Here is a 21,980-nt window from a genome sequence, read left to right as displayed (position 1 = left end):
CCCCGGTGCGGCCAGTCGACCGGGTGCGGCAAGCTGGGAGAATGCGCATCGACCCGCCGGACGTCCCGGCGCTGGAGCGGGGCGTGGCCGTGCTCGGCTCCGGGGGCGGCGGCGACACCCGCACGGCCACGACGTTGCTGCGGCGGCACCTGGCCGCCGGCGCGGAGGTCGTCGTGCACTCCCTCGGCGAGCTGCCGCCCGAGACGCCCGTGGTCCCGGTGGGCGTCGTCGGCGCGACGGCCGTGTTCGCCGAGAAGCTGCCGGGAGGCCACGAGTTCGTCGCGGCGGTGGCCGCCATCGAGCGCTGGACGGGCACCCGCGCCGAGGCGGTCGTCTCCATCGAGATCGGCGGGCTCAACGGCGTGATGCCGCTGGTCGCCGCCTGCGACCTCGGGCTGCCCGCCGTGGACGCCGACCTGTCCGGGCGCGGCGTGCCCCGGCTCGACCAGCTCTCCCTGTCCGCCTGCGGCCGTCCGGTCACCCCTGCGGCGCTGGCCGAGCCCAGCGGGCAGGTGCTCGTCCAGGGCACCGGCGGCCCGGCCGACCTGGAGCGTACGGTGCGGGCGTTCCTGCCCAGCGGGGGCGGCTGGGCGGCGCTGGCGCTGGCTCCGATCCCGGTGGGTGAGCTGGCCAGGTGCAGCGTGGTGGCGTCCGTGTCGGCCGCGCTGCGGCTGGGGCGGCAGATCCTCGCGCTGGGCGAGTCGCCCGATCCGGCCCGGCTGGCGGAGGCGACCGGTGGACGCGTCCTGGCGCTCGGGCGGGTCGTCGAGGTCGTCCGGCGGCCGGGGCCGCGGCGGCACGGCCGCGCCGGGTTCTCCCGAGGCGGCGTCACGGTCGCCGACCACGCCTCGGGCGCGCTGGTGCGGCTGGAGATGGAGAACGAGTACCTCCTCGCGCAGCGTGACGGGCGCATCGTGGCCTCCACCCCCGACGTGCTGGCCGTGCTGGACCGCCGCACAGGCGTACCGATCGCGGGCGACGCGGTGCGGGTGGGCATGGAGGTGATGGTGTTGCAGGTGGCGATCTCGGCGTTCTGGACGGAGCCCGGCGAACCGGGCAGGATCGCCGTCCTCGCGCCGCGCGCGTACGGCATCGACACCGACCCCGTGCTCCTGGGGGGACGTCGATGACCACCCTGCGCAGGCTGCTGGCGCTGCCCGAGCTGAGCGGCGGCGTACGCGTGCTCGCCGGGGCGGCCGGGCTCGACGCGGAGGTACGCGCGGTCCGGCCGCTCGCCGACCCCGGGGCCGACCGCCCGGCCGCCGCGGGCGAGCTGGTCATCCTCACCACGCCGGTCGAGCCCGGCGACTGGCGCCTCGACGCCCTGCTGCGCCGCGTCGTGGACGCGGGCGGAAAGGGCGTGCTCGTCCCCGCGCCCGCCGACGGCGCCGCCCACGGGACGCTGCGGCTCGCCGACCGGCTCGGGCTGCCCCTGCTGGGCGCGGCAGGCGACCCGCTGGACCTGCTGGTCGCGGCCCGGCTGGCGCTGGCCGAGCCCGAGCTGGACCGGGCCCGGCTGGTGCTCGCCGCCCATCGCGCCTTCGACGAGCGCACCCTCGCCCCCGAGGACGTCGTACGCAGGCTGCGTGACCTGCTGGGCGTCCCCGCGGCCCTGCTCGACGACCGTGGGCAGCCGCTGGCCGGCGAGCTGGGCGCTCTGGACGCGCTGCGTACCGACGAGGTCGTGGCCCAGCGCGTGCCGCTGTCCGACGGGGTGCTGCTGGCCCATCCCGCGCTGCTGCCGCACACGCCGCGCGCCACGTTCTGGCTGGTGGCCGAGCTGCGGGGGACGGCTGCCGCCCGCGCGGACGTCGTTCCCGTCGCGCTGTCGGTGGCGGCCACCGCGGTGCAGCGCTGGCTCCTCGCCCAGCGGCTCGAGCTGGAGCGTGACGCGCGCTCGCGGTCGGTGCTGCTCGGCGACCTGCTCCGGCTGGACGCCGAACCGTCGGCCCAGGTACGCAGGCGGGTGGCCGACGCGGGCTGGCAGCTCGGCGGCTGGCACGTCGGCCTCCGCATCGGCGCGCCGCCCGCGTTCGACACCGTGGCGTGGACGGCCCGGATCACCCGCCTGCTGCGCGCGGAAGGCGTCGACGCCGTCGTCGTCGAGCACGGTGACGGGTGGACCGGGTGGACGACGTTCTCCCAGGAACCCACCTCGGCCCGCGTCCGGGACCTGGCGGCGGCACTGCGCGCCGCCCACCGGCCGCTGCACCGCTCGATCGGCGCCCACATGGGGGTGGGCCGCCCGCACCCGCAGGTCGGCGGGCTGATCGACACGGTCGCCGAGGCCATCGACGCGGCCCGGCTGGCCGCCACCCGGCCGGAGGCCGGCTTCTTCCTGCACGTCGACCAGCTCGGGATGGCGCAACTGCTGCTGGAGTGGACCAGGACCGACACCTTCGAACCCGCCGCGCGCGCCCTGCTGGCGCCGCTGCGCGACCAGCCGGGCGACCTGATCCGTACGCTCTCGGCCTACCTGGACGCCGAGTCGTCGATCGCCGAGACCGCGGCGGTGCTGGGCGTCCACCGCAACACCGTGGCCGCCCGGATCCACCGGATCGAACGGCTGCTCGACGTCGACCTGCGCCATCGTGACGAACGCCTGGCCCTGCACCTGGCCTGCCGTACGGTCACCCTCTCCCAGCCGCCCGCGCGCTCCCCGTGACGCCTCACCCTACGGCTGCCGCTCAGGCCACCGGCTGGGCACAGGAGGCCGCCGCCTCGACGAGGCGCGGGGCGAGGGCCGCCGCCTGGGCGCGCAGTTCCGGCACGGCGGTGGTCTCGTACAGGGTCCCGCGCAGGAGGGGGCCCAGGGCGAACAGGCGTGCGCTGGGCCGTCCCGACGCGTCCAGCAGCGCGCCGTCGGGACCCGCGTCGAGGCCGAGCTCGAGAGGGTCGGGCCGGGCCGTGCCGGCGCCGATGAGGTTCGCGACGAAGGGGTCGGTGGTGACGTCGGAGCCCGGCCCCGTGGCGTTGACCAGCCAGCCGACGTCGAGGTCGGTCATGGCGCCGTCCAGGTTCGCCCGGACGCGCAGGCCGCCGGCGGCGGGCTCGGCCGTGACCAGGCTGCCGCGCAGCACCCGCAACCGCCCGTCGGCGCGCAGGTCGGCGATGGCCTGGGCGGAGGCGGGCGGGATGCGGTGCCGGTGAATCTCCCAGTAGCGCGCCACCCGCCGCAGGAACAGCCGCCGCTCCTCCTGGCCGAGCCGCCGCCACAGCGCCTGGGCGTGCGGCCGTAGCCCGTCCACGACGCCGTGCCAGTCGCCGTCGTTGTCGCGTACGGCCCGCCGCGTGGCGGCCAGCAGATCCGCGACCCGCAACGGCCCGTCGGGCAGGGCCACGGGGACGGGCGAGCACGGGCGGGACAGGTGCGGGCGGGGGAGCAGAGCGTGCCGTGACAGCGCGTACACGATCGTGCCCGGGTGCGCCCTGGTCACCGTGAGCGCCACGTCGACCATGGTCAGCCCGGTGCCGAGCACCAGCACGGACGCGCCGTCGTTGATCCAGGACAGCGCGCCGCCCGCCCACGGGTCGGCGACGTACCGGTGGTGCGCGCCCAGGCCGGGCACGGGCGCGGGGCCGCGGTTGCCGAGGGCCAGGACGATCGCGTCCGCGTCGACGCGCCGGCCGTCCGCCAGCCGGACCGCGTGGTCGCCGTGCAGCGCCACGGCCTTGGCGGTGACGCGGTGGAGCGTGCGGGCGGGCGGGTCCTCCGCGGCGGCCAGCGTCTCTTGCAGGTAGCGGCCGTAGACGGCGCGCGGCAGGTAGCCGGAGCCGGTCGCCGCCAGGCCCGCCGCCCGCGCCCACCTCACCAGGTGGTCCGGCTCGCCGTCGAGGGCGCTCATCCGGTCGGCGCGGGTGTTGAGCAGGTGGTGCGGGTCGGTGGTGGCGTACGCCTGGCCGAGCGCGTGCCGGCCGGACTGGTCGAGCAGCGTGACGGCCACCGGTGTCCCGGTGGCGCGGGCGAGTCGCAACACGTGGATCGCGGTGAGGGCGCCGCTCGCGCCGCCCCCGACGACGACGACCGATGGTTGAGCCATAAACCCACTATACCTGCAGGATATGTGGGATGGCCTGTGCCGACGAGCGCGCGCCGCGTCGGCGGGTGATGGGGAAAGGATGCTTCACGCATTCGACAACTCCGCCTGTCCGTACGCGGGTTTTCGTGGCCCGACGCCAGGTGGAGGGGGTAGCACAAGGGGTATGTCGCGTTCGGCGGTACCCACCGTGGCAGGCTATCTGGCGGTGGCGATCGGCGCCTTCAACATCCTGCGCGTGGTCCATCCGGGGTTCGAGCACAGCCGCCTGGCCGAGATCGCCGCCCTGCTGCCGGGGTCGGCGGTCTCGCTGGCCGCTGCCACGTCTCTGGTGATGGGGATGTTGCTCATCATGCTGGCCCACGCGCTGCGCCGCCGCAAGCGGCGGGCCTGGCGGCTGGTGATCGTGCTGCTGCCGGCGAACGCGTTGATCGGGGCGCTGCGCTGGGGACACCTTCTCACGGCCGCCGTGACGTTCGCGCTCTTCGTGGTGCTCCTGGACTCGCGCAGGGAGTTCTACGCGCTCTCCGACCCGCGTACGCGGTGGCGGTCCCTGTGGGCCTTCCTGCTGCTCGGCGTCGTGGACGTCCTGGTGGGATGGGCGGTGGTGAACACCCGTTCGCACGCCATGGTCGGAACGGTGAGCCTGTCCGACCGCTGGCAGGAGGTGCTGCTCGGGCTGGTGGGGATCGACGGGCCGATCGCCTTCACCACCGCGCAGACGGCGGACCTGGTGTACTTCTCCCTGCTCGGGCTCGGCACGCTCACCGCCGTGACCACCCTCTACCTGGCGCTGCGCCCCGAGCGGCCGGTCGCCGGGTTGACCCTCGACGAGGAACGAGCCGTCCGCGACCTCCTGCGCGAGCAGGGCGAACGCGACTCCCTGGGCTACTTCGCGCTGCGCAGCGACAAGAGCGCGATCTTCTCCGCGTCCGGGAAGGCCGTGGTCTCCTACCGGGTGACGGCCGGGGTCATGCTGGCCAGCGGCGACCCGATCGGCGACGTCGAGGCGTGGCCGGGGGCGATCAAGGAGTTCATGGACAAGGCGCGCAGGCACGCCTGGGTGCCGGCGGTGATCGGGTGCAGTCAGACCGGCGGCACGGTGTGGTGCAGGGAGGCCGGGCTGTCGGCCCTGGAGATCGGTGACGAGGCGATCGTCGAGGTGGCGGACTTCGGGCTGCAGGGCAGGCAGATGCGCAACGTCCGGCAGATGATCCACCGGATCGAGCGTACGGGCACCGTCTGCAGGGTGCGGCGGGTGACGGACCTCGACCCGCAGGAACGCGACCGCCTGCGGCAGGCCGCGCGGGCCTGGCGCGGCCGGGAGCGCGAGCGGGGGTACTCGATGGCCCTGGGGCGCATCGGCGACCCGGCCGATCCCGGCTGCGTGGTGGTGACCGCGCACCGCACCGACGACCCCGCGGCGGCGCCGTCCGGGGGACCCCCATGGGGGGACGTGCGGGCGATACTGCAGTTCGTCCCGTGGGGCACGGACGGCCTCTCCCTCGACGTGATGTGCCGGGACCCCGGCAGCGACCCGGGGCTCAACGAGCTGCTCATCGTCGAAATGCTGCGGGCCGCGCCGGGCCTGGGCGTGCGCCGGGTCTCGCTCAACTTCGCCATGTTCCGCGCCGCGCTGGCCGGTGGCGAACGGCTGGGCGCGGGCCCGGTCCTGCGCGTCTGGCGGGCCTTCTTGCTGTTCCTGTCGCGCTGGTTCCAGATCGAGTCGCTCTACCGGTTCAACGCCAAGTTCCGGCCCCACTGGGAGCCGCGCTTCCTGGTCTTCCCGGGCACCCGCGATCTTCCCCGGATCGGCTTCGCCGCGCTGCAGGCCGAGGCGTTCATCCCCCGGACCCTGTTCCCCGCCGGGCTTCGGTCCCTGCTCTCGCACCCGCGACGGCACCGGCGACGCGTACTCCGCCGTTCGGGCACGTCCTGATCGGCGCGGGGCCCGCGAACGCGCTCGACCTCCCTTGACGGTGCGGACCGTAGCATCGGGCGCATGACGTGTGTGCTGGTGGTGGAGGATGACCTGGTCATCCGGACCGAGCTGGTCGAGGCACTGGCGGCCCAGGGTTACGCGGCCGAGTCGGCCGCCGACGGGGCCGGGGCGCTGCTGGCGGCGGAACGGCACCAGCCGCAGCTCATCCTGCTGGATCTGGGGCTGCCCGATGTGGACGGCGTGGCCCTGTGCCGGCGGCTGCGCGCCGGGGCGCAGGACACGGTGATCGTCGTGCTCACGGCTCGTACGCAGGAGTTCGAGGTGGTGGTCGCCCTCGACGCGGGCGCCGACGACTACCTGACCAAGCCGTTCCGGCTGACCGAGCTGATGGCCAGGATCCGGGCCCATCTGCGGCGGCGCGGCCCCGGGCAGGGGGAGCGCGTGGTGACCGCCGGGCGGTTGCGGCTCGACCTGCCCGCCCGGCGGGCCTTCGTGGGGGAGGAGGAGCTGGCGCTGCGGCCCAAGGAGTTCGACCTGCTGGCGGTGCTGGTGGGCCGCGCGGGCGAGGTGGTGACCCGCGAGCAGCTCATGGACGAGGTGTGGGACGTGAACTGGTACGGCCCCACCAAGACGCTGGACGTGCACGTGTTCGCGCTGCGCCGCAAGCTGGCCGCGCACGGGGAAGGGATGGAGCGCATCGTCACGGTACGCGGGCGCGGCTACCGCTACGAGCCGTGACCACCGGTGCCCAGGGCAGGGTTAACCTCGCGTTGTGGTCGGCCGAACCTGCCGCTGTCCCGCGTTTCCGCAGACTGGCGGGCGTCAGAACGACGTCCACGCATCGGAGGTTCTCAATGCGCAAGTCTGTGATCGTCCCCGGCCTCGCCATCGTCGCCGTCCTGCTGGCGGGCGGTGGAGCCGCCGCGTTCGCCTCCTCCACCCACCAGAGCCCCGCCCCCACCTCCACCGGACAGGCTCCCGAGAGCAAGGCCGCCACGCCCACGGAGAACGCGGAGCCCAACGAGGAGAAGACGGAGGTCGAGGACGGCCAGGACGGCCAGGAGGGCGAGCGGGAAGCGGCGGACGACCGGAGCGAGCACGAGGACAAGCAGGGCAAGGCGGACGACCAGCACGAGCAGGAGGGCAAGGGCGACGCCGCCGAGCCCGAGGACGGCTGAGGCGACGGCCGGGCACCTCGCCCGGGTGCCCGGCCTGCCCCCATGAGCGCCTGAGCATGGTGGAAGCCCGACGAGAACGCCTGTCATCCGAACGCCCCTCCCACGTAGTAGTCATCGCCAGAGACGACAGAGACGGAGACGGCGGAGATGACAGATGGATGACGGGTTCGCCGAGTACGTGGCACACCGCCATCTACGGCTGTGCCGGATGGCGTACCTCCTCACCCGGGACTGGGGCACGGCCGAGGACCTCGTGCAGACCGCGCTGGCCAAGGCCTGGGTCTCCTGGCGGCGGATCGAGGGCAACCCCGATCCGTACGTCTATCGCATCATCGTGAACACCCACGCCTCGTGGTGGCGCCGGCTGTGGCGCGGCGAGGTGCCGGTCGAGGCCCTGCCCGAGACCGTCGACCCGCACGACCAGGCCACGGCGGCGGACGACCGGGCGGTGCTGTGGAACGCCATCGGCGCCCTGTCACCGCGCCAGCGGGCGGTGATCGTCCTGCACTACTTCGAGGGGCGGACGCTCACCCAGGTCGCCGACATCGTCGGCTGCTCGCTGGGCGCGGTCAAGAGCCAGCTCGGCAGGGCCCTGACCCGTCTCCGGGTCGATCCGGACATCCGCACCATCAACCTGGAGGAGCTCCAGCGATGAAGCACACGGAGAGCGACCTGCGCACGCTCATGGAGGAGTACGCCCACGCCCCGACCGGCAGGCAGCCGGTTCCCCGCCTGGAGGCGATCGTCCGGCGGGGCCGCAGGACACGCGGGGTCAGACGCGCGCTGGGCGCCGGGACCGCGCTGGCCGTCGCCGCCACCGCCGCCGTCCTGCTGACGGAGCCCCTCCTGACGGGGCAGGGCGAGGCGGCCCGGCAGCCCGCCTCGGCCCGGATCGAGGTGCCGCCGAAACTGCGCGAGGAGTTTCCCGTGGTGCTGGGGGCCGAGCGCGCCACCCTCTCCCTCATCCACTCCGAGCGCTTCAGCACGACGGGCGCCGGCCGTACGGTGACGTTCACGCCGACGAGCCACTTCACCGGCTACGAGGTGGTCTGCGGCGATCCCCGGGCCTGGATCGTCATCTCGTCCCCGCTCAAGGGCGGCGCGGACGGAGGCACCTCCGGACGCTGCGGAGGCGGGGGAGGCGGCCACCACGACAAGCTGTCCGCGCCCTCCGGATGGCTCAAGGGCCCGCAGTCGATCAAGGTGTGGGTCTTCCCCGCGAACGCCCCGGTCGTCGAGGTCGCCGAGGAACTCGGCCGGTGCGTGCCGCTCGGGGAGTCGACGACGTGCGACGAGCAGTCCGCCGGTCGGGCGCTGCGCGACCAGGACGTGCTCGACCGCCTCTCGGCGGAGGTCGGCGAGCGGCCCGGCGCGTGGGCGGTCGGCATCTACGACAGCCCGTCCCCCGGCCCCGCCACGACCGCGGAGCCCTCTGGACGCCCGTCCCCCGCCAACTCCACGGCGGCAGAATCCTCCGGACGCCCGTCTCCCACCAACTCCACGGCGGCGGAGCCCTCCGGGACATCCGGCCCAGGTCAGACCACCCCCTGACCGCAGGGCACGCCCTGGGGCCCGGCAGGTCTCAGTCGGCCGGGGTCTCGTCGCCGGTCTGGCACACGGGGCAGGGGCCCACCGCCATGACCCGCGAGCCCCCGGCCCGCTCGCCCCCGCCCGGCAGCGAGACGACCTCGCGAGCGTCCATGCAGTGCAGGCACTCGACCCTGGCCGCCTGGACGAGGTCGGGGGAGCGCCACCCGCCGTGCTCCCGCGCCGGCGGCCTCTTCCGCGGCGGCCGGTCATCGCGTTCGGCCGGCTCGACGGAACTCCCGACCCAGCCCCGGCCGTGACAGAACCCGCACGCCAGGAACCTCGGCCCTACCTGCTCGCCGCGCAGACCCCGGCATTCGGGACAGGTGATGCGATCGCTCACCCGGGACACCTCTCTACTGTCGGGACCCCGTGCCATCGCATGGGGCCTGAGCGGGGTCGGGCACCCCCTCACCGTACGCCGCCACCGCTCGGCAGACCAGGCCGGGACCGGCCGCCGCGCCTGGGGAAAATCGCGCTCCGCTTGATGAGTGCATACTGAATATGCATACTTAGTATCCATGTCGATCAGGCACGGGCTGCTCGCCTTGCTCAGCAGAGGGCCTCGGCACGGCTACCAACTGCGGGTGGAGTTCGAGGCGTCCACGGGGGCGACCTGGCCGCTCAACATCGGCCAGGTGTACACGACTCTGTCCCGCATGGAGCGCGACGGCCTGGTCGAGCCGGGCGAGTCCGACGAGCAGGGCCGGGTCGTCCACACGATCACCACGGCCGGTCGGGAGGAGCTGGCGCGATGGTTCAGCACCCCCATCGTCCCCTCCGACCGGCCGCGGGACGAGCTGGTCATCAAGCTGGCCATGGCTGTGGCGGCCAAGGAGGTGGACGTCGCCGACGTCATCCGCCGGCAACGTACCGCCACCATGCGCACCCTCCAGCAGTTGACCAAGGCCAAGCGCGGCGCGACGGAGGGCGTGGCCCGGCGGCTGGTGCTCGATTCGATGATTTTCCGGGCCGAGGCCGAGCAGCGGTGGCTGGACCACTGCGAGGCCGTTCTCAAGGAGGAGAGATGACGGTCGTACGGCTGACCGAGGTGTCCAGGGTCCACGGCGAGGGGGCGACAGCCGTGCACGCTCTCAAGGGCGTGAGCCTGGAGGTCGGCGCGGGGGAGCTGGTCGCGGTCATGGGGCCGTCCGGGTCGGGCAAGTCGACCCTGCTCAACGTCGCGGGCGGGCTGGAACGGCCCACGTCGGGGTCGGTATGGATCGGCGAGCAGGACCTGGCCGCCGTGCGCGATCCGGCGGCGTTCCGGCGGCGCGGCGTCGGCTACGTCTTCCAGGACCTCAACCTGATCCCGTCGCTGACGGCGGCGGAGAACGTGATGCTGCCCCGCGAGCTCGACGGCGTGCGTTCTCGCCTCGCCCGCGAGGAGGCCCTGGCGGTGCTGGCCGAGATCGGCGGGGAGGAACTGGCCGACCGCTTCCCCGACGAGCTGTCGGGCGGCCAGCGCCAGCGGGTCGCGATCGCCCGCGCTCTCGTCGGCGAACGCCGCCTGCTGCTGGCCGACGAGCCGACCGGCGCGCTCGACACCCACGCGGGGGACGAGATCCTGCAGATCTTACGCGCCCGCTGTGACGCGGGCGCGGCGGTCCTGCTCGTCACCCACGAGCCGCGCTACGCCGCGTGGGCCGACCGGGTGGTGTTCCTCCGTGACGGGACGGTCGTCGACGCCACCGAGGAGCCGCTGGTGAGCGCCCGATGAGCGCCGTACGCGCCGCGCTGCGCATCTCCCGCCGCAACGCGTGGCGCTCCCGGGGGCGAAGCGCGCTCATCATGACGATGATCGCCCTGCCCGTCCTGGTGATCACGGGGTTGCTCACCTTCGCCATGACCGTCGAGGTCAGCCCTCGGGAAGGGATGGGGGTCGCGCTGGGCACGGCCGACGCCCGCCTCGTGCGGGTCCCCGAGGGCAGGTCGGTCCGCCAGATGCCGGACGGGTCCATGTCTCAGCCGGACGGCGGAGAAGCGACCGCGCGGGGACGCACGGCCGATGAGGTGGCGGCGCTGCTCGGCCCCGGCACCCGGTTGCTCCCCTTCAGCACCGGTGTGCTCCTGCTGGGCGCCGAGCGGGTCGAGGCACTGCAGACCGATCTGCGCGATCCCCTGACCACGGGGATGCTGACGCTGAGCGCGGGCCGCCTGCCCGCGGCCGCCCACGAGGTCGTGGTGACCTCCGCGTTCGGCCTGCGGCCGGGTGAGGTCCTGCGGCCGTCCGGCACGGCGCCGCTGACGGTGGTGGGCGTGGTCGAGCACCCGTACCGGCCGTCTCTGCTGAAGGTCGCGGGTCTCGATCTCCCGCTGGCTCCGGCGGAGGACTTCGGGCCCATGGGCGAGTACGGCACCGGCTGGCTCGCCGCCACCACCCGGCCCGTGTCCTGGGCCGACGTGCCCGAACTGAACAGCGCCGGTCTCTACGCCACCATGCCCGCCATGCTGACGGACCGGGCCATCTACACGTACCTCAACGTCCAGCACGTGGTCGGGATCGGCGCCATGGTGATCATGGTGGCGCTGGAGACCGTGCTGCTGGCCGGGCCCGCCTTCGCGGTCGGGCTCAAGCGGCGGCGCAGGGAGCTGGCCCTGATCGCGGCCCAGGGCGGCTCGCCCGGACATCTGCGGACGATCGTGCTCGCCGACGGACTCGTGCTCGGCGGCGCCGCCACCCTCGTGGCGACGCCGCTGGGCATCGGGGCGGGAGCGCTCACCGCCCACACCCTGGCGCGGTGGGGCGGCCAGGTCGGGCCGCTGGAGATTCCGTGGCCGCCGGTTCTGGCCGTCGCCGCGCTGGGCCTGCTCTCCGGGATCGTGGCGGCGTTGGTGCCCGCCGTGCAGGCGGCCCGGCAGGACACCGCGACCGTGCTGGCCGGCCGCGCGCCCGAGGCCGCCGACCGGCCGGGCCGGCCGGTGGCGGGCGCCGTGCTGGTGCTGGCCGGGCTGGGGGCGATCGTGGTGGCGCGGCGTCAGCAGGACACGGTGTGGGTGTTCGCCGCCGCGTTGCTGGTCCTGTTCGGGCTGGTGGTGCTGACGCCGTGGCTGGTCCGCCGCACCGGATGGCCGGCCGCGCGGTTGTGGCTGCCGCTGCGGATCTCCGTACGCGACGCGGTCCGCCACCGATCCCGTACGGCGAGCGCGGTGGCGGCCGTCATGGCGGTGACGGCCACCGTCGTGGCGGTGGGCATCGGCGCCTACAGCGAGTACATGGACCGGCGCAACGCCTACACCTCGGCACGCCCGACCGGCATGCTGGCGATCTGGGGCGGCAACGTCGGCGACGCGGCCTGGACCAGGCTGCGCGCCGAGGCCGTGCGCCAACTGCCGGGCGTGCCGCTGGCCGTCGGCTATCTCGCGAGGGACGCCCAGGGCCACCGGTACGCGTTGCGGTACACGGTGCGCTGGAACGGCACCCGCACGCGCCGTACGGTGGCCGTCGGTGACGAGGCCCTGCTCAGGCTCCTGCAGGGACGCCACGATCCCCGGGCCGCCGCGGCGCTGGCGAGCGGCAAGGCCGTGGTGTTCGACGCGGCGGCGCTGCGTGACGGCAAACTCGCGCTGCGGGCCTCCTCGACGTCCGGCCCCGCGCGCACGTTCGAGGTGCCCGCGGTGCTCGCCAGCCCCGCCGACGAGCACCAGGGCGGTGCCCTGCTGCCGCGCGCCCTGGTGGAGTCGGCCGGGTTCACGACGGTGGAGCGCCAGCTCTACGCCATGCACCGGCTGCCGGCGAACTCCACGCTGTGGCGTGACCTGGCCGAGGTGAACTCCCGCGTCTCGGTCGCCTCCGAGGAGGGCTATCGCAACCTGCCCGACCCCGGCCTGTGGGGCTGGCTCGGCGGCGCTCTCGTCCTCGTCGTCGGCGGCACGCTGGCCGCCACCCGCCTGGCCGCCGCCGACCTGCGGCCGGAACGGGCGACGATGGCGGCCATCGGCGCCTCGCCCGGCACCTTGCGGGTGGTCGTGGCCGGGCAGGCACTCTACATCTCCGGGCTCGGCGCGCTGATGGGGCTGGTCGCGGGAGCGGCGACGGGCGTGGCGCTGAGCCGCCCGATGACGTCGCACGGCGCCGGGGACGTCGCCACGATCGCCGTTCCGTGGCCGTTCCTCGCCGCCGTGGTGGTGGGGCTGCCCGTCCTGGCGACCGCGGCGGCGCTGCTCACCCGGACGAGTCCGTCCCCCACGAGCCGGTTCCCCTGACACCGCCGTGGTCCTCATGAAGCGGGTGCCGGAGCGGTTCCCCTCCATCCGCTCCGGCACCCGGCGAGCCGTCCGGTACGGTCAGCAGACGATCAGAATGCTTCTCCACCCGAAGCCGCTTCTGGACTCAGCGTCATCGTCCGAGCTGAGGCGGGTGTGAGGCACGCCGCTGCCGGTCGAATTGTTGAACATGTGCCCGCTCTGCCCGTTCGAGTACCACTTGTACGATCCGCGGTAGGGAATGGTGTGCAGCCCGCAGCCGCTGATGGACCTCGAGTTTCCGCCGAAGCTCGATTCCGCGTAGGCGACGAAGGTCGAGGTCGCCGCCGAGGACGTGGCGGCGGCCGGGGTCGCGGTGGTCAGCGTGACCGCCGCGGTGCCGATCGCCAATGCCGCAAGAACGTTCCTCATGACCAGATCCTTTCTGGAGGTGCGAAGTGATTCGCCGGGAATGGCGTAGTACGGGACTTTCTCTGGCGCGAATCGATTTTCACCCCGCTGACCTCGGCCCTGACAGGACGGCAGCAGGACATTGACCGGACACAGGACGTCCGGTCGCCGCGACAGGGAACAATGGCGACACCGAATGGCCGCCCTCGCCGACCGGGCCGGATACCGCCGTGACGAGCCGATCGTGGTCGGGATGCAGCACGGCCGACGGCCTCCCGTCCTGCTGGCCCAAGGGCTCACGCTCAGCGGTGACCCGCTGGGCCCGACGACGCTCGTCTACGCGGCGTCGTTGTCGAAGCAGATGACCGCCGCGTGCGCGGCGCAGCTCGTCCTCCGAGGTGAGCTGGACCCGGAGTCGGCCCTGTCACGCTGGCTGCCCCAGTTACCCGCGTGGGCGGACGACGTACGGCTCCGGCACCTCGTCCACCACACGGCAGGACTCCCCGCCGACTCCGAGGTCGAGGCCCTCCTGACCCGCGCCGCCGACCGGACCACCGAGGGCATCATCGAGGCCCTCGCCCGGTTCGCGACTCCGGAGCGCCCGCCCGGCACCGCGCACGTCTACTCCAACGCCGGATATGTCTGCCTGGCCGCCGTGGTGGAACGAGCGGCGGGCCGACCACTGCCCGGTCACGCCCGGAGTCGGCTCTTCACCCCGCTGGCCATGACCGACACCCGCTACTGGTCGGGACCCGGCCCGACGCCGCCGGGCGGCGCTCCGCTCGTCCATCCGCGTCCCGCTCCGCTGTCCCTGGGCGACGGAGGCGTGTGGAGCACCGCCACCGACCTGCTGCGCTGGGGTCAGGCGCTCAACGCCGACGAACTCGGCCTCGCAGCACTCGTCCAGACCCCCGGACGGCTCGATGACGGGACTCCCCTCGACTACGCGTGGGGCGTCGGCGTCCGGTCGCACGCGGGCCATCGCGTCTATCGCCACGGAGGAGGGTGGCCGGGACTGCGTGCCCTGCACGCCCGGATCCCCGAGCTGGACGTGAGCATGGTGCTCGTCGCGACCGCCGACCACACAGAACGCCGGGTGGGCCTCCTCAACGGCCTGCTCGACGAGGTGGTCTCTATCGGGGGCCGCAGATGCCCATCGCCCTGCCGATGAGATCGGGGTCTTGGACGGTGTCGAGCAGCGCCATCGCGTAGTCGGCGCGCGACAGTTGCATCGCGCCTCCCGTCGCGTCGGCCTCGAAGTCGATGTGCACGCGCCCGGCCGGCGGCTTGTCGTTGAGCATGGTGCCGCGGGCGATGGTCCAGTCGAGGCCGCTGGCCTGCAGCATGCCCTCGGCCCGCGCGAGGTCCACGTAGACCGCGCGCAGGAACAGCCAGGCCAGGGTGACCGCGAGCCGGGGGCGCGTGGCCGGTACGGAGCGGCTGCTGGTCATCACCAGCCGCGTCACGCCGGACTCGCGCATCGCCGTGATGAGGGTGCTCGCGATCAGGCTCCCGCCGACGGCGGCGATCACCGCGTCCTGACCCTGCACGGCCTTGCGCACCGCGTCGAGGTCGTGCGCGTCGCCGTGGTGGACGCCCACCGCCCCCGGAAGGTCCCGCAACTGGTCGGGGCGGCGGGCGGAGGCCGTGATCTCGTGCCCGCGCTCGATGCCCTGCGCCACGACGTGCCTGCCGGTACGGCCCGCCGCGCCGATCACTAAGATCTTCATCTTATTGCTCCTCTCTATATTGCATTCTGCACTATAGCGAGACGCGACGCGACCTGGCTGGGCGAAAGCGCGTGGACCGCGACGGCGGTCAGTCCTGGCGAACGCGTCCGTCGCCCGGCCTGACCAGCCCGGACTCGTAGGCGACGATCACCGCCTGGGCGCGGTCGCGGATCCGGAGCTTGGCCAGCAGGTCGCTCACCCGGTTCTTCACGGTCGACACCGAGAGCCCCACCTCCTCCGCGATCTGCGCGTTGGACAGGCCGCGCGCGATGAGCTCCAGCACCTGCAGTTCGCGCTCGCTCAGCACGGACAGCTCGGTGTGCGGCACGACCGCGCGCGGGCGGGCCGGGCGGACGAACGTGCCGATCAGGCCGAGCAGCAGACGGGGCGCCACCGTCGCCTCGCCCCGGTGCACGATCCTGATGCCCTCGATCAGCTCCTCCGGCGACACGTCCTTGGGCAGGAACCCGGACGCCCCCGCCCGCAGCGCCGCCACCACGTGCTCCTCCAGGTCGAACGTGCTCAGCGCCAGCACCCTGACCGCCGGCAGCTCGGAGACGATCCGTTCGGTGGCGGCCACGCCGTCCAGGCCGGGCAGGTGCAGGTCCATCAGCACGACGTCGGGCCGCAGCTCGTGGCTGAGGCGGACGGCGTCGTGCCCGTCGGCGGCCTCGCCCACCGTGGCCAGGTCGGGCGCGGTGTCGAGCAGCAGGCGCAGGCCCACGCGGACCACGGCGTGGTCGTCCACGAGCAGTACCTTGATCATGTCTTCTCCGGCAACGGGATGCGGGCGTGTACGGTGAAGCCTCCCTCAGAGGAGGGCCCGGCGCGGAGTTCGCCGCCGCACAGTGACACCCGCTCGGCCATCCCCGCCAGCCCGAACCCCGGCCGGACGACCCCGGTACGCGACCGCCCTTCATCGTCGACCTCCACCTCGACCAGATCGGGCAGGTACGCCAGCCGCACCCGTGTCCTGGCCCCGCCCGCGTGCTTGCGCGTGTTGGTGAGCGCCTCCTGGACGATGCGGTAGACCGCGTGGTCCACGGTCGTCGGCAGCTCCACGACCGGCCCGGTGACCTCCAGCGTCGCGTTGCCCGACTCCTCGACCAGCGCCCCCAGCCGGGCCACCCCCACGTCCGCCTGGTTCTCGATCGGCTCGCCGTCGGTGCGCAGCACGTCCAGCAGGCGGCGCATCTCCGCCATCGCCCGGCGGGCGGTGTCCTCGCCGGTGAGCAGGGCGAGCTGGGCGCGTTCCGGGTCGTCGGGGATCGTCCGCCTGGCCACGCCCATGTAGAGGCCGACCACGCTGACGTGGTGGGCGATCACGTCGTGCAGCTCGCGGGCGATGCGGCGGCGTTCCTCGCGTACCGCGTTCTCGGCGATCTGCTGGCTGCGCCGCTGGGACAGCTCCGTGCTCAGGCGCACGATGTGCCCGGCCGCGACGGGCAGCGCCGGGGCCAGCGCGAGGGCCAGGGACCCCGCGGGCTGAGCGAACGCCCACGACAGGTCGTGGACGAACCAGCCGCCGACCGCGACCGTCGCCGCCGTGGCGATCGAGACCGGCGCCGGGGTGTGCCGGCCCACGGCGTAGAGAGCGATGACCATGGCGCTGACCGGCGCGTCGTACCGGGGCGGCTGCGTGCCCACCAGGTAGAGCACGCCGAGGAGCGCGGCCACGACGATCGGGTGCCGCCGCCGTGCGAGCATCAACGCCGCGGCCACCACCGCGATCGACACCTCCCTGAGCTGCGGTCCGGGGTGGTGGACGCCGACCACCTCGGAGACCAGCACCACCACGGCCGTCACGACGTCCCCCACCCAGGGACGGCTCCTGGCGATCATTCCTCCACCGCATCACAGGTGGCGACCGCACGGCAATCGCCCTTTCCGCGATCTCGCGGGCGCCCCCGGCGCGGCCGTGCCAGCGCCAGCAGTCCGACCAGCGTCGCCGCGCAGAGCGGCAGCCAGGCGAGCCTGGTCAGCAGCCAGGACGCGTCGGTCGGCGGGCTCGTGAGCCCGGCGACAGGTCCGAGCCGAACGGTGGCCAGCGAGATCAGTGCGGGCGCTGTCTGGTGCCAGAGGTAGAGCGGGCAGGCCGCGTCGCTGATCACGGTCGCGATCCGCGGCCCGGCGGCGCGGCGGCCGAGCCGATCGCCCGCCAGCACGGCGAGCCCGCACTGCGCGCACGCGAAGGCGAGCAGCGCCGCGCTCGGCGGCGCGACGTTCGACAGCGGCGCGCCGGGCACCTCCACCATGGCGACGGGGTAGCCGCCGAGGACGATCAGCGCCGCCGCGAGCAGCCCGCCCCCGCCGAGCAGCCACGCCCCGCTGACCCGGCCCTGCCGCCACGCCAGGCCCAGCAGGAACGGCACCGCCCACCCGGCGATCGTGTTGACCTGCCCCAGCCACCCGAGCGCGGGCCAGGTGAAGCGGACGACATCGACCAGCGCCACGCAGACCGCCGGAACGAGGGCCGCCACCCAGCCGTGTCGCTCCACCGCCCGGCGCAGCCATGGAGCGATGGCGGTCAGCAGCAGGTAAGGCGCCAGGAACTCCAGCGGCGCGAGCGCCGGGCCGACGATCTCCCCGATGGCGGCGAGGGAGAATCCGTTGACCGACAGGACGGCCACAGCCACGCCCCAGGCGAGCAGGAAGACCAGCGCCGGGCGCAGTCGCGGCGGATCGGGGGCTCGCTCGCCGCCACGGGCATATCCGCCGGCGAGGAAGAACACGGGCACGGTCTGCAGCAGCCAGGTGGCGGGCGCCCACTCCGGCAGGGCCACGAGCAGGCCGGTCACGCGGAGGCCGTCCGCGACGACGTACGAGGTGACGAGCCACTGCCCGAGGATCCCGGCCGCGACGGACGCGGCCAGCAGCACGTCGATGCGTCGCTCACGCCGCACGCTCACGCCCCGTCACCGCGATGTGGGTGATCTGCGCCAGGGTCCGGGTGCCGGGCCGCAGGTAGGTGTGGTGGCGGGCGTCGCCGCCGTCGATGATCCGCGCGCCGAACTCGGGGCGCACGGGATCGGTGCCGAACCCGAACGGCCCGATCAGCAGGCCGGGCCGGAAGACGTCGTCGTCGTCGCCCAGCGCCGCCCAGATGCGCGCCGAGGTACGCAGGTCCGAGGCCCTGGTGACACCCAGCCCTGGGCTGCCGGTGACGACGAGGTCGCGGACCGGCAGCCCCGCTACGGCGCGAGCGCACACGACCGAGCCGTAGCTGTGGCAGACCAGGCTGACCGGCAGGGTTCGCGGCAGTGCGGTGAGCAAGGACCGCAGCCGCCGGGCGCCCCTGTCGGCCGGCCAGACGGTGGCGATCTCCGGGTTGACGAGGTCCGGCGTGTCGTACCCCAGCCAGCCGATCACGGCGGTGCCCGGCCCGAGCGTGGCGGCCTCGCCGTGCAGCGCGTGGGCCGCTCGTCCCGGGCTTTCCGGAGAGTCGTCGAAGGCGGCCAGGCTCTGCCCCGAGCCGGGCACGTAGACGATGACCCTGCGCGCCGTGGCGAGATCTCCCACGACCTCGATCGCCTGGCCGTCGCCCGTGCTGTCCCGGGCCAGGAACTGGCGGCCCGACCACGCGTGAGGCGCGTAGCGGGCCTGGAGCGCGTCGGCGGTGAAGGCGGAGGGGAGGGGCAGCTCGTCCATCGCCGGCCGGCCGGCGGCGGCCGTTCCCGCGGCGAGCACGACGGCCGGCAGCAGCGTACGGAAGCGGCGCATGCGCGTACGGGAGGGGACCGCGCCCGGGTCGCCCACCACGGGACCACGGCTCCGGCGCCTGCCGGGGTCCACGCGTTCGTAGACGGTGACGGCGTAGGAGCGCGCCGGATGCTCGTACGGGTGCTCGCTCACCCGGCGGAAGGACGGGTTCTCGTCGAGGTCCCGGTAGAGGTGGCGCGCCTCGGGCCATTCGTGCACCAGGACCACGACGCCGCCCGGCGCCGTCAGCGAGCGGAGCCGTTCGAACACCCGGCGCAGCCGTTCGCCGCGGCCCGCGTAGTAGAGCGTCTCGGCGCAGATGACCAGGTCAAAGGTGCCGCCGGGGCTCTCGTTGAGGAAGTCGAGCGCCACGAACCTCGCCGTCCCGCCCGACTTCGCGGTCGCCCGTCTGATCGCCCGATCCGAGACGTCCACCCCCCAGCACTCCGCCTCTGGGTAGGCGCCCGCCAGCCGGCGGGTGAACGCCCCTTCGCTGCACCCCAGGTCCAGGACCCTGCGGTAGGCCCGGCGGGGGAGGTGCCGCAACGTCGTCTCGTACTTGTCCCGTTCGTACGGCTCGGTGTCGTACCGCCACGGGTCGGGCACCTGGTGAACCCACTCGAAGAAGCGGCGGAGCAGGCGCCCGTGAACGGACGCGGGAAGAAGTGAGACGGCTCCGAAGAACAGGCGATGCAGGCGATCGCTGATGCCGGACATGTCTTTCAGCCTGCTGGCGACCGCGCCCCGGTTCATCGACGGGAGGAACGATCTCCCTCCGGGACCGGGCTCCCGGCCCCGTGGCGTCCCCGGTACCCGAGACCTGACGGCGGTGCTACCTCCGGCCGAGACCACCCCTTGTGCTGATGCACCATATAGTGCAATCTAATGCACTATCCGGAGAACCTCAGGAGGCGCGCCGATGGGACGAGACCTGGCCGACATGGGCTTCAGCACGATCGCCGTGCACGGCGGGGTGAGCGTCGACCCGTCCACGGGCGCCATCGGGCCGCACATCGCGACCTCGACGAACTTCGCGGCCGCGTACGGAAGCATCGGCTTCAGCGCCGAGGCGACCGTGGCGGACGAGGTCCCGTTCGCCTACGCCCGTGAGGGCCATCCGAACGCCGCCCAGCTCGAACAGAAGCTGGCCCTGCTGGAGGGGGCGGAGGCCGCGGTGGTGTTCGCCACGGGCATCGCGGCGATCTCCGGGCTGATGATCCAGGTGCTCTCACCCGGAGACCACCTGCTGGTCAGCGACGTCAGCTACGCGGGCACCGCCGAGTTCACCCGCGGCCTGCTGGCCGGCATGGGGATCGAGGTGAGCGTCGCCGACATGTCCGATCTCGACGACGTCCGCGCGGCGTTGCGGCCGAACACCCGCCTGATCCACGCCGAGACGCCGTGCAACCCGGTGCTCAAGCTGGTGGACATCCGGGCGCTCGCGCGGGTGGCGCACGACCACGGGGCGGAGCTGTGCGTCGACGGGACCTTCGCCACCCCCGCGGTCACCCGCCCGCTGCTGCTCGGGGCCGACTACGTGGTGCACTCCCTGACCAAATACATGGGCGGTCACGGCGACGCGCTGGGGGGAGCGGTGCTCGGCAGGGCCGAATCGATGGACCGTCTGCGACGCGAGGTCGGGGTGCACCTCGGCGGCACGCTCAGCGCCTTCAACTGCTGGCTGATCCTGCGCGGCCTGGAGACCCTGCCGATCCGCATGGCCGCGTACGCGCGCGGGGCAACGCAGGTCGCGCGGTTCCTGGAGGATCACCCCGAGGTTCGCTCCGTGCGGTATCCGGGGTTGCCGTCCCACCCGCAGTACGCGCTGGCCCTGCGGCAGATGAGCGGCCCGTCCGGCATGATCTCCTTCACCGTCGCCGACCACGAACGATTCGGCGACGGGCTGAAGGACCATCTGCGGATCTTCCACTACGCCGCCTCGCTGGGCCTGTCGCGCAGCCTCATCCTGGAGGCGCGTACGGAGGACCTGCAGCGTACGACGTTCAAACTCGACGAGGAGCACCTGCGCCGCTACCGCGAATGGGCCGGCGACGGGTTCTACCGCCTGTCGATCGGCCTGGAGGACCCCGACGACCTGTGCGCCGACCTCGAACGGGCACTGTCGGCGATCTAGCCAAACCTGACCTGCCCGCCGCCCACCCGTGGCGACGGCCGAAAGCGAAAGAAGGATCGTGGAGATGGCGATGACCGTGGAGCGCCTGGCGGAGTTCGGCGCGGCGTGGCACGACCGGGACCTCGACCGGCTCATGGAGTTCATGGCCGACGACTGCGTCTTCCGGTCGTCGGTGGGGCCGGAGCCGGGCGCGACGTTCCGTGGGCGTGCCGAGGTGCGCCGCGGCTTCGAGCTGATGCTCGCCTACGACGCCGGGTCCGAGTCCCACGACGGCGTCGCGTTCGTCGCCGGTGACCGCGGCGCCGCGCAGTGGTCCTACACGCACGCGGACGCGTACGGACGTGCGCACCGAGTGGACGGCTGCGACCTGTACGAGTTCGACGGCGACCTGATCAGGGTCAAGGACGCCTACCGCAGGGTCCACGGCGACATCGGCCAGCCGTGAAGGTCTCCCCAGTCCTGGGACCCGGCCCGCCCCGGCCCTGCCGCCTGTCGCGGCCGACGTCAGGACTGGCGGCGGCTGCGGTAGGCGGCGGTCTTGGCCCGCGCCGTGCACGCCGTGCCGCAGTAGCGGCGTGAGCCGTTGCGGGTCAGGTCGACGTAGACCGCCTCGCACTGGTGTGCCTCGCACTCCCCGAAGCGGTCGGGGCCGTAGCCGTCCACGACGAGCGCCAGCGCCGTGGCGAACTCGCCGCCCAGCGCCTCCACCTGGCTGCCACCCGACCCGTGAAAGTGCAGGTGGAAGGGTTGGCCGAGGTCCTCGGCCAGGTACGGCTGCGCGCCGTACCTGCGGATCATGGCGTTGATCAGGGCGGCCTGGTCGGCGGGACGTTCGGCCAGCAGCGCCTGGCGCAGCTCGGCCGCCAGCTCGGCCAGGCGGGCCCCGGCGTCGGGGACGGCGCGCACGGCCGCGCTCATACGCTCGCCGAGCTGGGCCGCGAACGTCGTCGCCAGCTCCTCGCCCGTCAGCGGACGAACGGAGGCGCCGCCCCGCCAGTGGGCCGTGGCGAGGTTGACCAGCTCGGCGATCAGCGGGGCCTGCCGGGTTACGTTACAGGCTATTTCCATTTGACTAGT

The 21,980-nt window shown here is 73.6% G+C and carries 22 protein-coding genes; 13 read left to right on the top strand and 9 right to left on the bottom strand.

Going from position 1 to position 21,980, the window contains the following annotated elements:
• The first annotated feature begins 41 nt into the window (after positions 1-41).
• Entirely contained in the window at positions 42-1,130 is a 1,089-nt protein-coding gene (locus tag ACZ6S0_RS15950) for a DUF917 domain-containing protein (protein ID WP_465917348.1), read from the top strand.
• Positions 1,127-2,665 (top strand): helix-turn-helix domain-containing protein, encoded by a 1,539-nt coding sequence (locus ACZ6S0_RS15945; RefSeq protein WP_465917344.1) that lies wholly within the window; start codon positions 1,127-1,129, stop codon positions 2,663-2,665. Before ACZ6S0_RS15950 ends, ACZ6S0_RS15945 begins: the two co-directional genes overlap by 4 nt.
• A gap of 22 nt (positions 2,666-2,687) precedes the next feature.
• Here the strand turns inward: ACZ6S0_RS15945 and ACZ6S0_RS15940 are convergent, their stop codons facing one another.
• A complete protein-coding gene (locus ACZ6S0_RS15940) occupies positions 2,688-4,040 on the bottom strand; it encodes an FAD/NAD(P)-binding protein (RefSeq protein ID WP_465917340.1) in 1,353 nt (450 codons plus the stop codon).
• 22 nt (positions 4,041-4,062) lie between these two features.
• Here ACZ6S0_RS15940 and ACZ6S0_RS15935 point away from each other — a divergent pair, with 22 nt between their 5' ends.
• The 5 genes from ACZ6S0_RS15935 (at position 4,063) to ACZ6S0_RS15915 (ending at position 8,708) form a co-directional block, all read left to right on the top strand.
• Positions 4,063-5,976: a phosphatidylglycerol lysyltransferase domain-containing protein gene (locus ACZ6S0_RS15935; RefSeq protein WP_465917336.1), complete on the top strand. Its 1,914-nt coding sequence runs from the start codon at positions 4,063-4,065 to the stop codon at positions 5,974-5,976.
• A 63-nt stretch (positions 5,977-6,039) separates the two neighbouring features.
• The gene (locus ACZ6S0_RS15930; protein WP_465917332.1) at positions 6,040-6,717 is read left to right on the top strand and encodes a response regulator transcription factor; all 678 of its coding nucleotides are present in this window, start codon (positions 6,040-6,042) and stop codon (positions 6,715-6,717) included.
• Positions 6,718-6,833: 116 nt separating this feature from the next.
• Positions 6,834-7,157 carry a hypothetical protein gene (locus ACZ6S0_RS15925; RefSeq protein ID WP_465917329.1) on the top strand — a complete coding sequence of 108 codons (324 nt, stop codon included), beginning with the start codon at positions 6,834-6,836 and terminating at the stop codon, positions 7,155-7,157.
• 154 nt (positions 7,158-7,311) lie between these two features.
• Entirely contained in the window at positions 7,312-7,812 is a 501-nt protein-coding gene (locus ACZ6S0_RS15920) for a SigE family RNA polymerase sigma factor (RefSeq protein ID WP_465917326.1), read from the top strand.
• Positions 7,809-8,708: a hypothetical protein gene (locus tag ACZ6S0_RS15915; protein WP_465917322.1), complete on the top strand. Its 900-nt coding sequence runs from the start codon at positions 7,809-7,811 to the stop codon at positions 8,706-8,708. The genes ACZ6S0_RS15920 and ACZ6S0_RS15915 overlap by 4 nt, the downstream gene beginning before the upstream one ends.
• Before the next feature lie 31 nt (positions 8,709-8,739).
• On the opposite strand, the gene ACZ6S0_RS15910 is transcribed toward ACZ6S0_RS15915, so the two are convergent.
• Complete coding sequence (locus ACZ6S0_RS15910) at positions 8,740-9,087, bottom strand: hypothetical protein (RefSeq protein ID WP_465917318.1); 348 nt, start codon at positions 9,085-9,087, stop codon at positions 8,740-8,742.
• Positions 9,088-9,265: 178 nt separating this feature from the next.
• Between ACZ6S0_RS15910 and ACZ6S0_RS15905 the strand changes: the two genes are divergently transcribed.
• The 3 genes from ACZ6S0_RS15905 to ACZ6S0_RS15895 are packed head-to-tail and all read left to right on the top strand — an operon-like array spanning position 9,266 to position 12,950.
• Entirely contained in the window at positions 9,266-9,775 is a 510-nt protein-coding gene (locus ACZ6S0_RS15905; RefSeq protein WP_465917314.1) for a PadR family transcriptional regulator, read from the top strand.
• Complete coding sequence (locus tag ACZ6S0_RS15900; protein ID WP_465917310.1) at positions 9,772-10,464, top strand: ABC transporter ATP-binding protein; 693 nt, start codon at positions 9,772-9,774, stop codon at positions 10,462-10,464. The genes ACZ6S0_RS15905 and ACZ6S0_RS15900 overlap by 4 nt, the downstream gene beginning before the upstream one ends.
• A complete protein-coding gene (locus tag ACZ6S0_RS15895; RefSeq protein WP_465917306.1) occupies positions 10,461-12,950 on the top strand; it encodes an ABC transporter permease in 2,490 nt (829 codons plus the stop codon). Before ACZ6S0_RS15900 ends, ACZ6S0_RS15895 begins: the two co-directional genes overlap by 4 nt.
• Before the next feature lie 81 nt (positions 12,951-13,031).
• On the opposite strand, the gene ACZ6S0_RS15890 is transcribed toward ACZ6S0_RS15895, so the two are convergent.
• On the bottom strand, positions 13,032-13,361 hold the full coding sequence (locus ACZ6S0_RS15890) for a MiAMP1 family antimicrobial peptide (protein WP_465917304.1): 330 nt from the start codon (positions 13,359-13,361) through the stop codon (positions 13,032-13,034).
• Positions 13,362-13,536: 175 nt separating this feature from the next.
• Between ACZ6S0_RS15890 and ACZ6S0_RS15885 the strand changes: the two genes are divergently transcribed.
• Complete coding sequence (locus ACZ6S0_RS15885) at positions 13,537-14,511, top strand: serine hydrolase domain-containing protein (RefSeq protein ID WP_465917300.1); 975 nt, start codon at positions 13,537-13,539, stop codon at positions 14,509-14,511.
• Here the strand turns inward: ACZ6S0_RS15885 and ACZ6S0_RS15880 are convergent.
• From ACZ6S0_RS15880 to ACZ6S0_RS15860, 5 genes are all read right to left on the bottom strand, one after another.
• Complete coding sequence (locus tag ACZ6S0_RS15880) at positions 14,474-15,070, bottom strand: NAD(P)-dependent oxidoreductase (protein WP_465917295.1); 597 nt, start codon at positions 15,068-15,070, stop codon at positions 14,474-14,476. The genes ACZ6S0_RS15885 and ACZ6S0_RS15880 overlap by 38 nt on opposite strands.
• An 88-nt stretch (positions 15,071-15,158) precedes the next feature.
• Positions 15,159-15,836, bottom strand: a complete 678-nt coding sequence (locus ACZ6S0_RS15875) for a response regulator (protein WP_465917291.1) — start codon at positions 15,834-15,836, stop codon at positions 15,159-15,161.
• Positions 15,833-16,888, bottom strand: coding sequence for a sensor histidine kinase (locus tag ACZ6S0_RS15870; RefSeq protein WP_465917287.1), 1,056 nt, complete (start codon positions 16,886-16,888; stop codon positions 15,833-15,835). Before ACZ6S0_RS15870 ends, ACZ6S0_RS15875 begins: the two co-directional genes overlap by 4 nt.
• A gap of 20 nt (positions 16,889-16,908) precedes the next feature.
• Entirely contained in the window at positions 16,909-17,979 is a 1,071-nt protein-coding gene (locus ACZ6S0_RS15865; protein ID WP_465917283.1) for an acyltransferase family protein, read from the bottom strand.
• Complete coding sequence (locus ACZ6S0_RS15860) at positions 17,963-19,486, bottom strand: alpha/beta hydrolase (protein ID WP_465917279.1); 1,524 nt, start codon at positions 19,484-19,486, stop codon at positions 17,963-17,965. The genes ACZ6S0_RS15865 and ACZ6S0_RS15860 overlap by 17 nt, the downstream gene beginning before the upstream one ends.
• 202 nt (positions 19,487-19,688) lie before the next feature.
• On the opposite strand from ACZ6S0_RS15860, the gene ACZ6S0_RS15855 reads away from it, so the two are divergent.
• Positions 19,689-20,903 (top strand): trans-sulfuration enzyme family protein, encoded by a 1,215-nt coding sequence (locus tag ACZ6S0_RS15855; protein WP_465917275.1) that lies wholly within the window; start codon positions 19,689-19,691, stop codon positions 20,901-20,903.
• Between the two features lie 64 nt (positions 20,904-20,967).
• Complete coding sequence (locus ACZ6S0_RS15850; protein ID WP_465917271.1) at positions 20,968-21,348, top strand: nuclear transport factor 2 family protein; 381 nt, start codon at positions 20,968-20,970, stop codon at positions 21,346-21,348.
• 59 nt (positions 21,349-21,407) lie between these two features.
• Here ACZ6S0_RS15850 and ACZ6S0_RS15845 read toward each other — a convergent pair whose 3' ends face one another.
• A complete protein-coding gene (locus ACZ6S0_RS15845) occupies positions 21,408-21,971 on the bottom strand; it encodes a CGNR zinc finger domain-containing protein (protein WP_465917267.1) in 564 nt (187 codons plus the stop codon).
• Positions 21,972-21,980 lie beyond the last annotated feature (9 nt).

The sequence above is a fragment of the Nonomuraea sp. NPDC051298 genome, from assembly GCF_055586305.1.
Note: the sequence above shows the minus strand (reverse complement) of the source record. Positions and strands in the feature narration are given on the sequence as shown.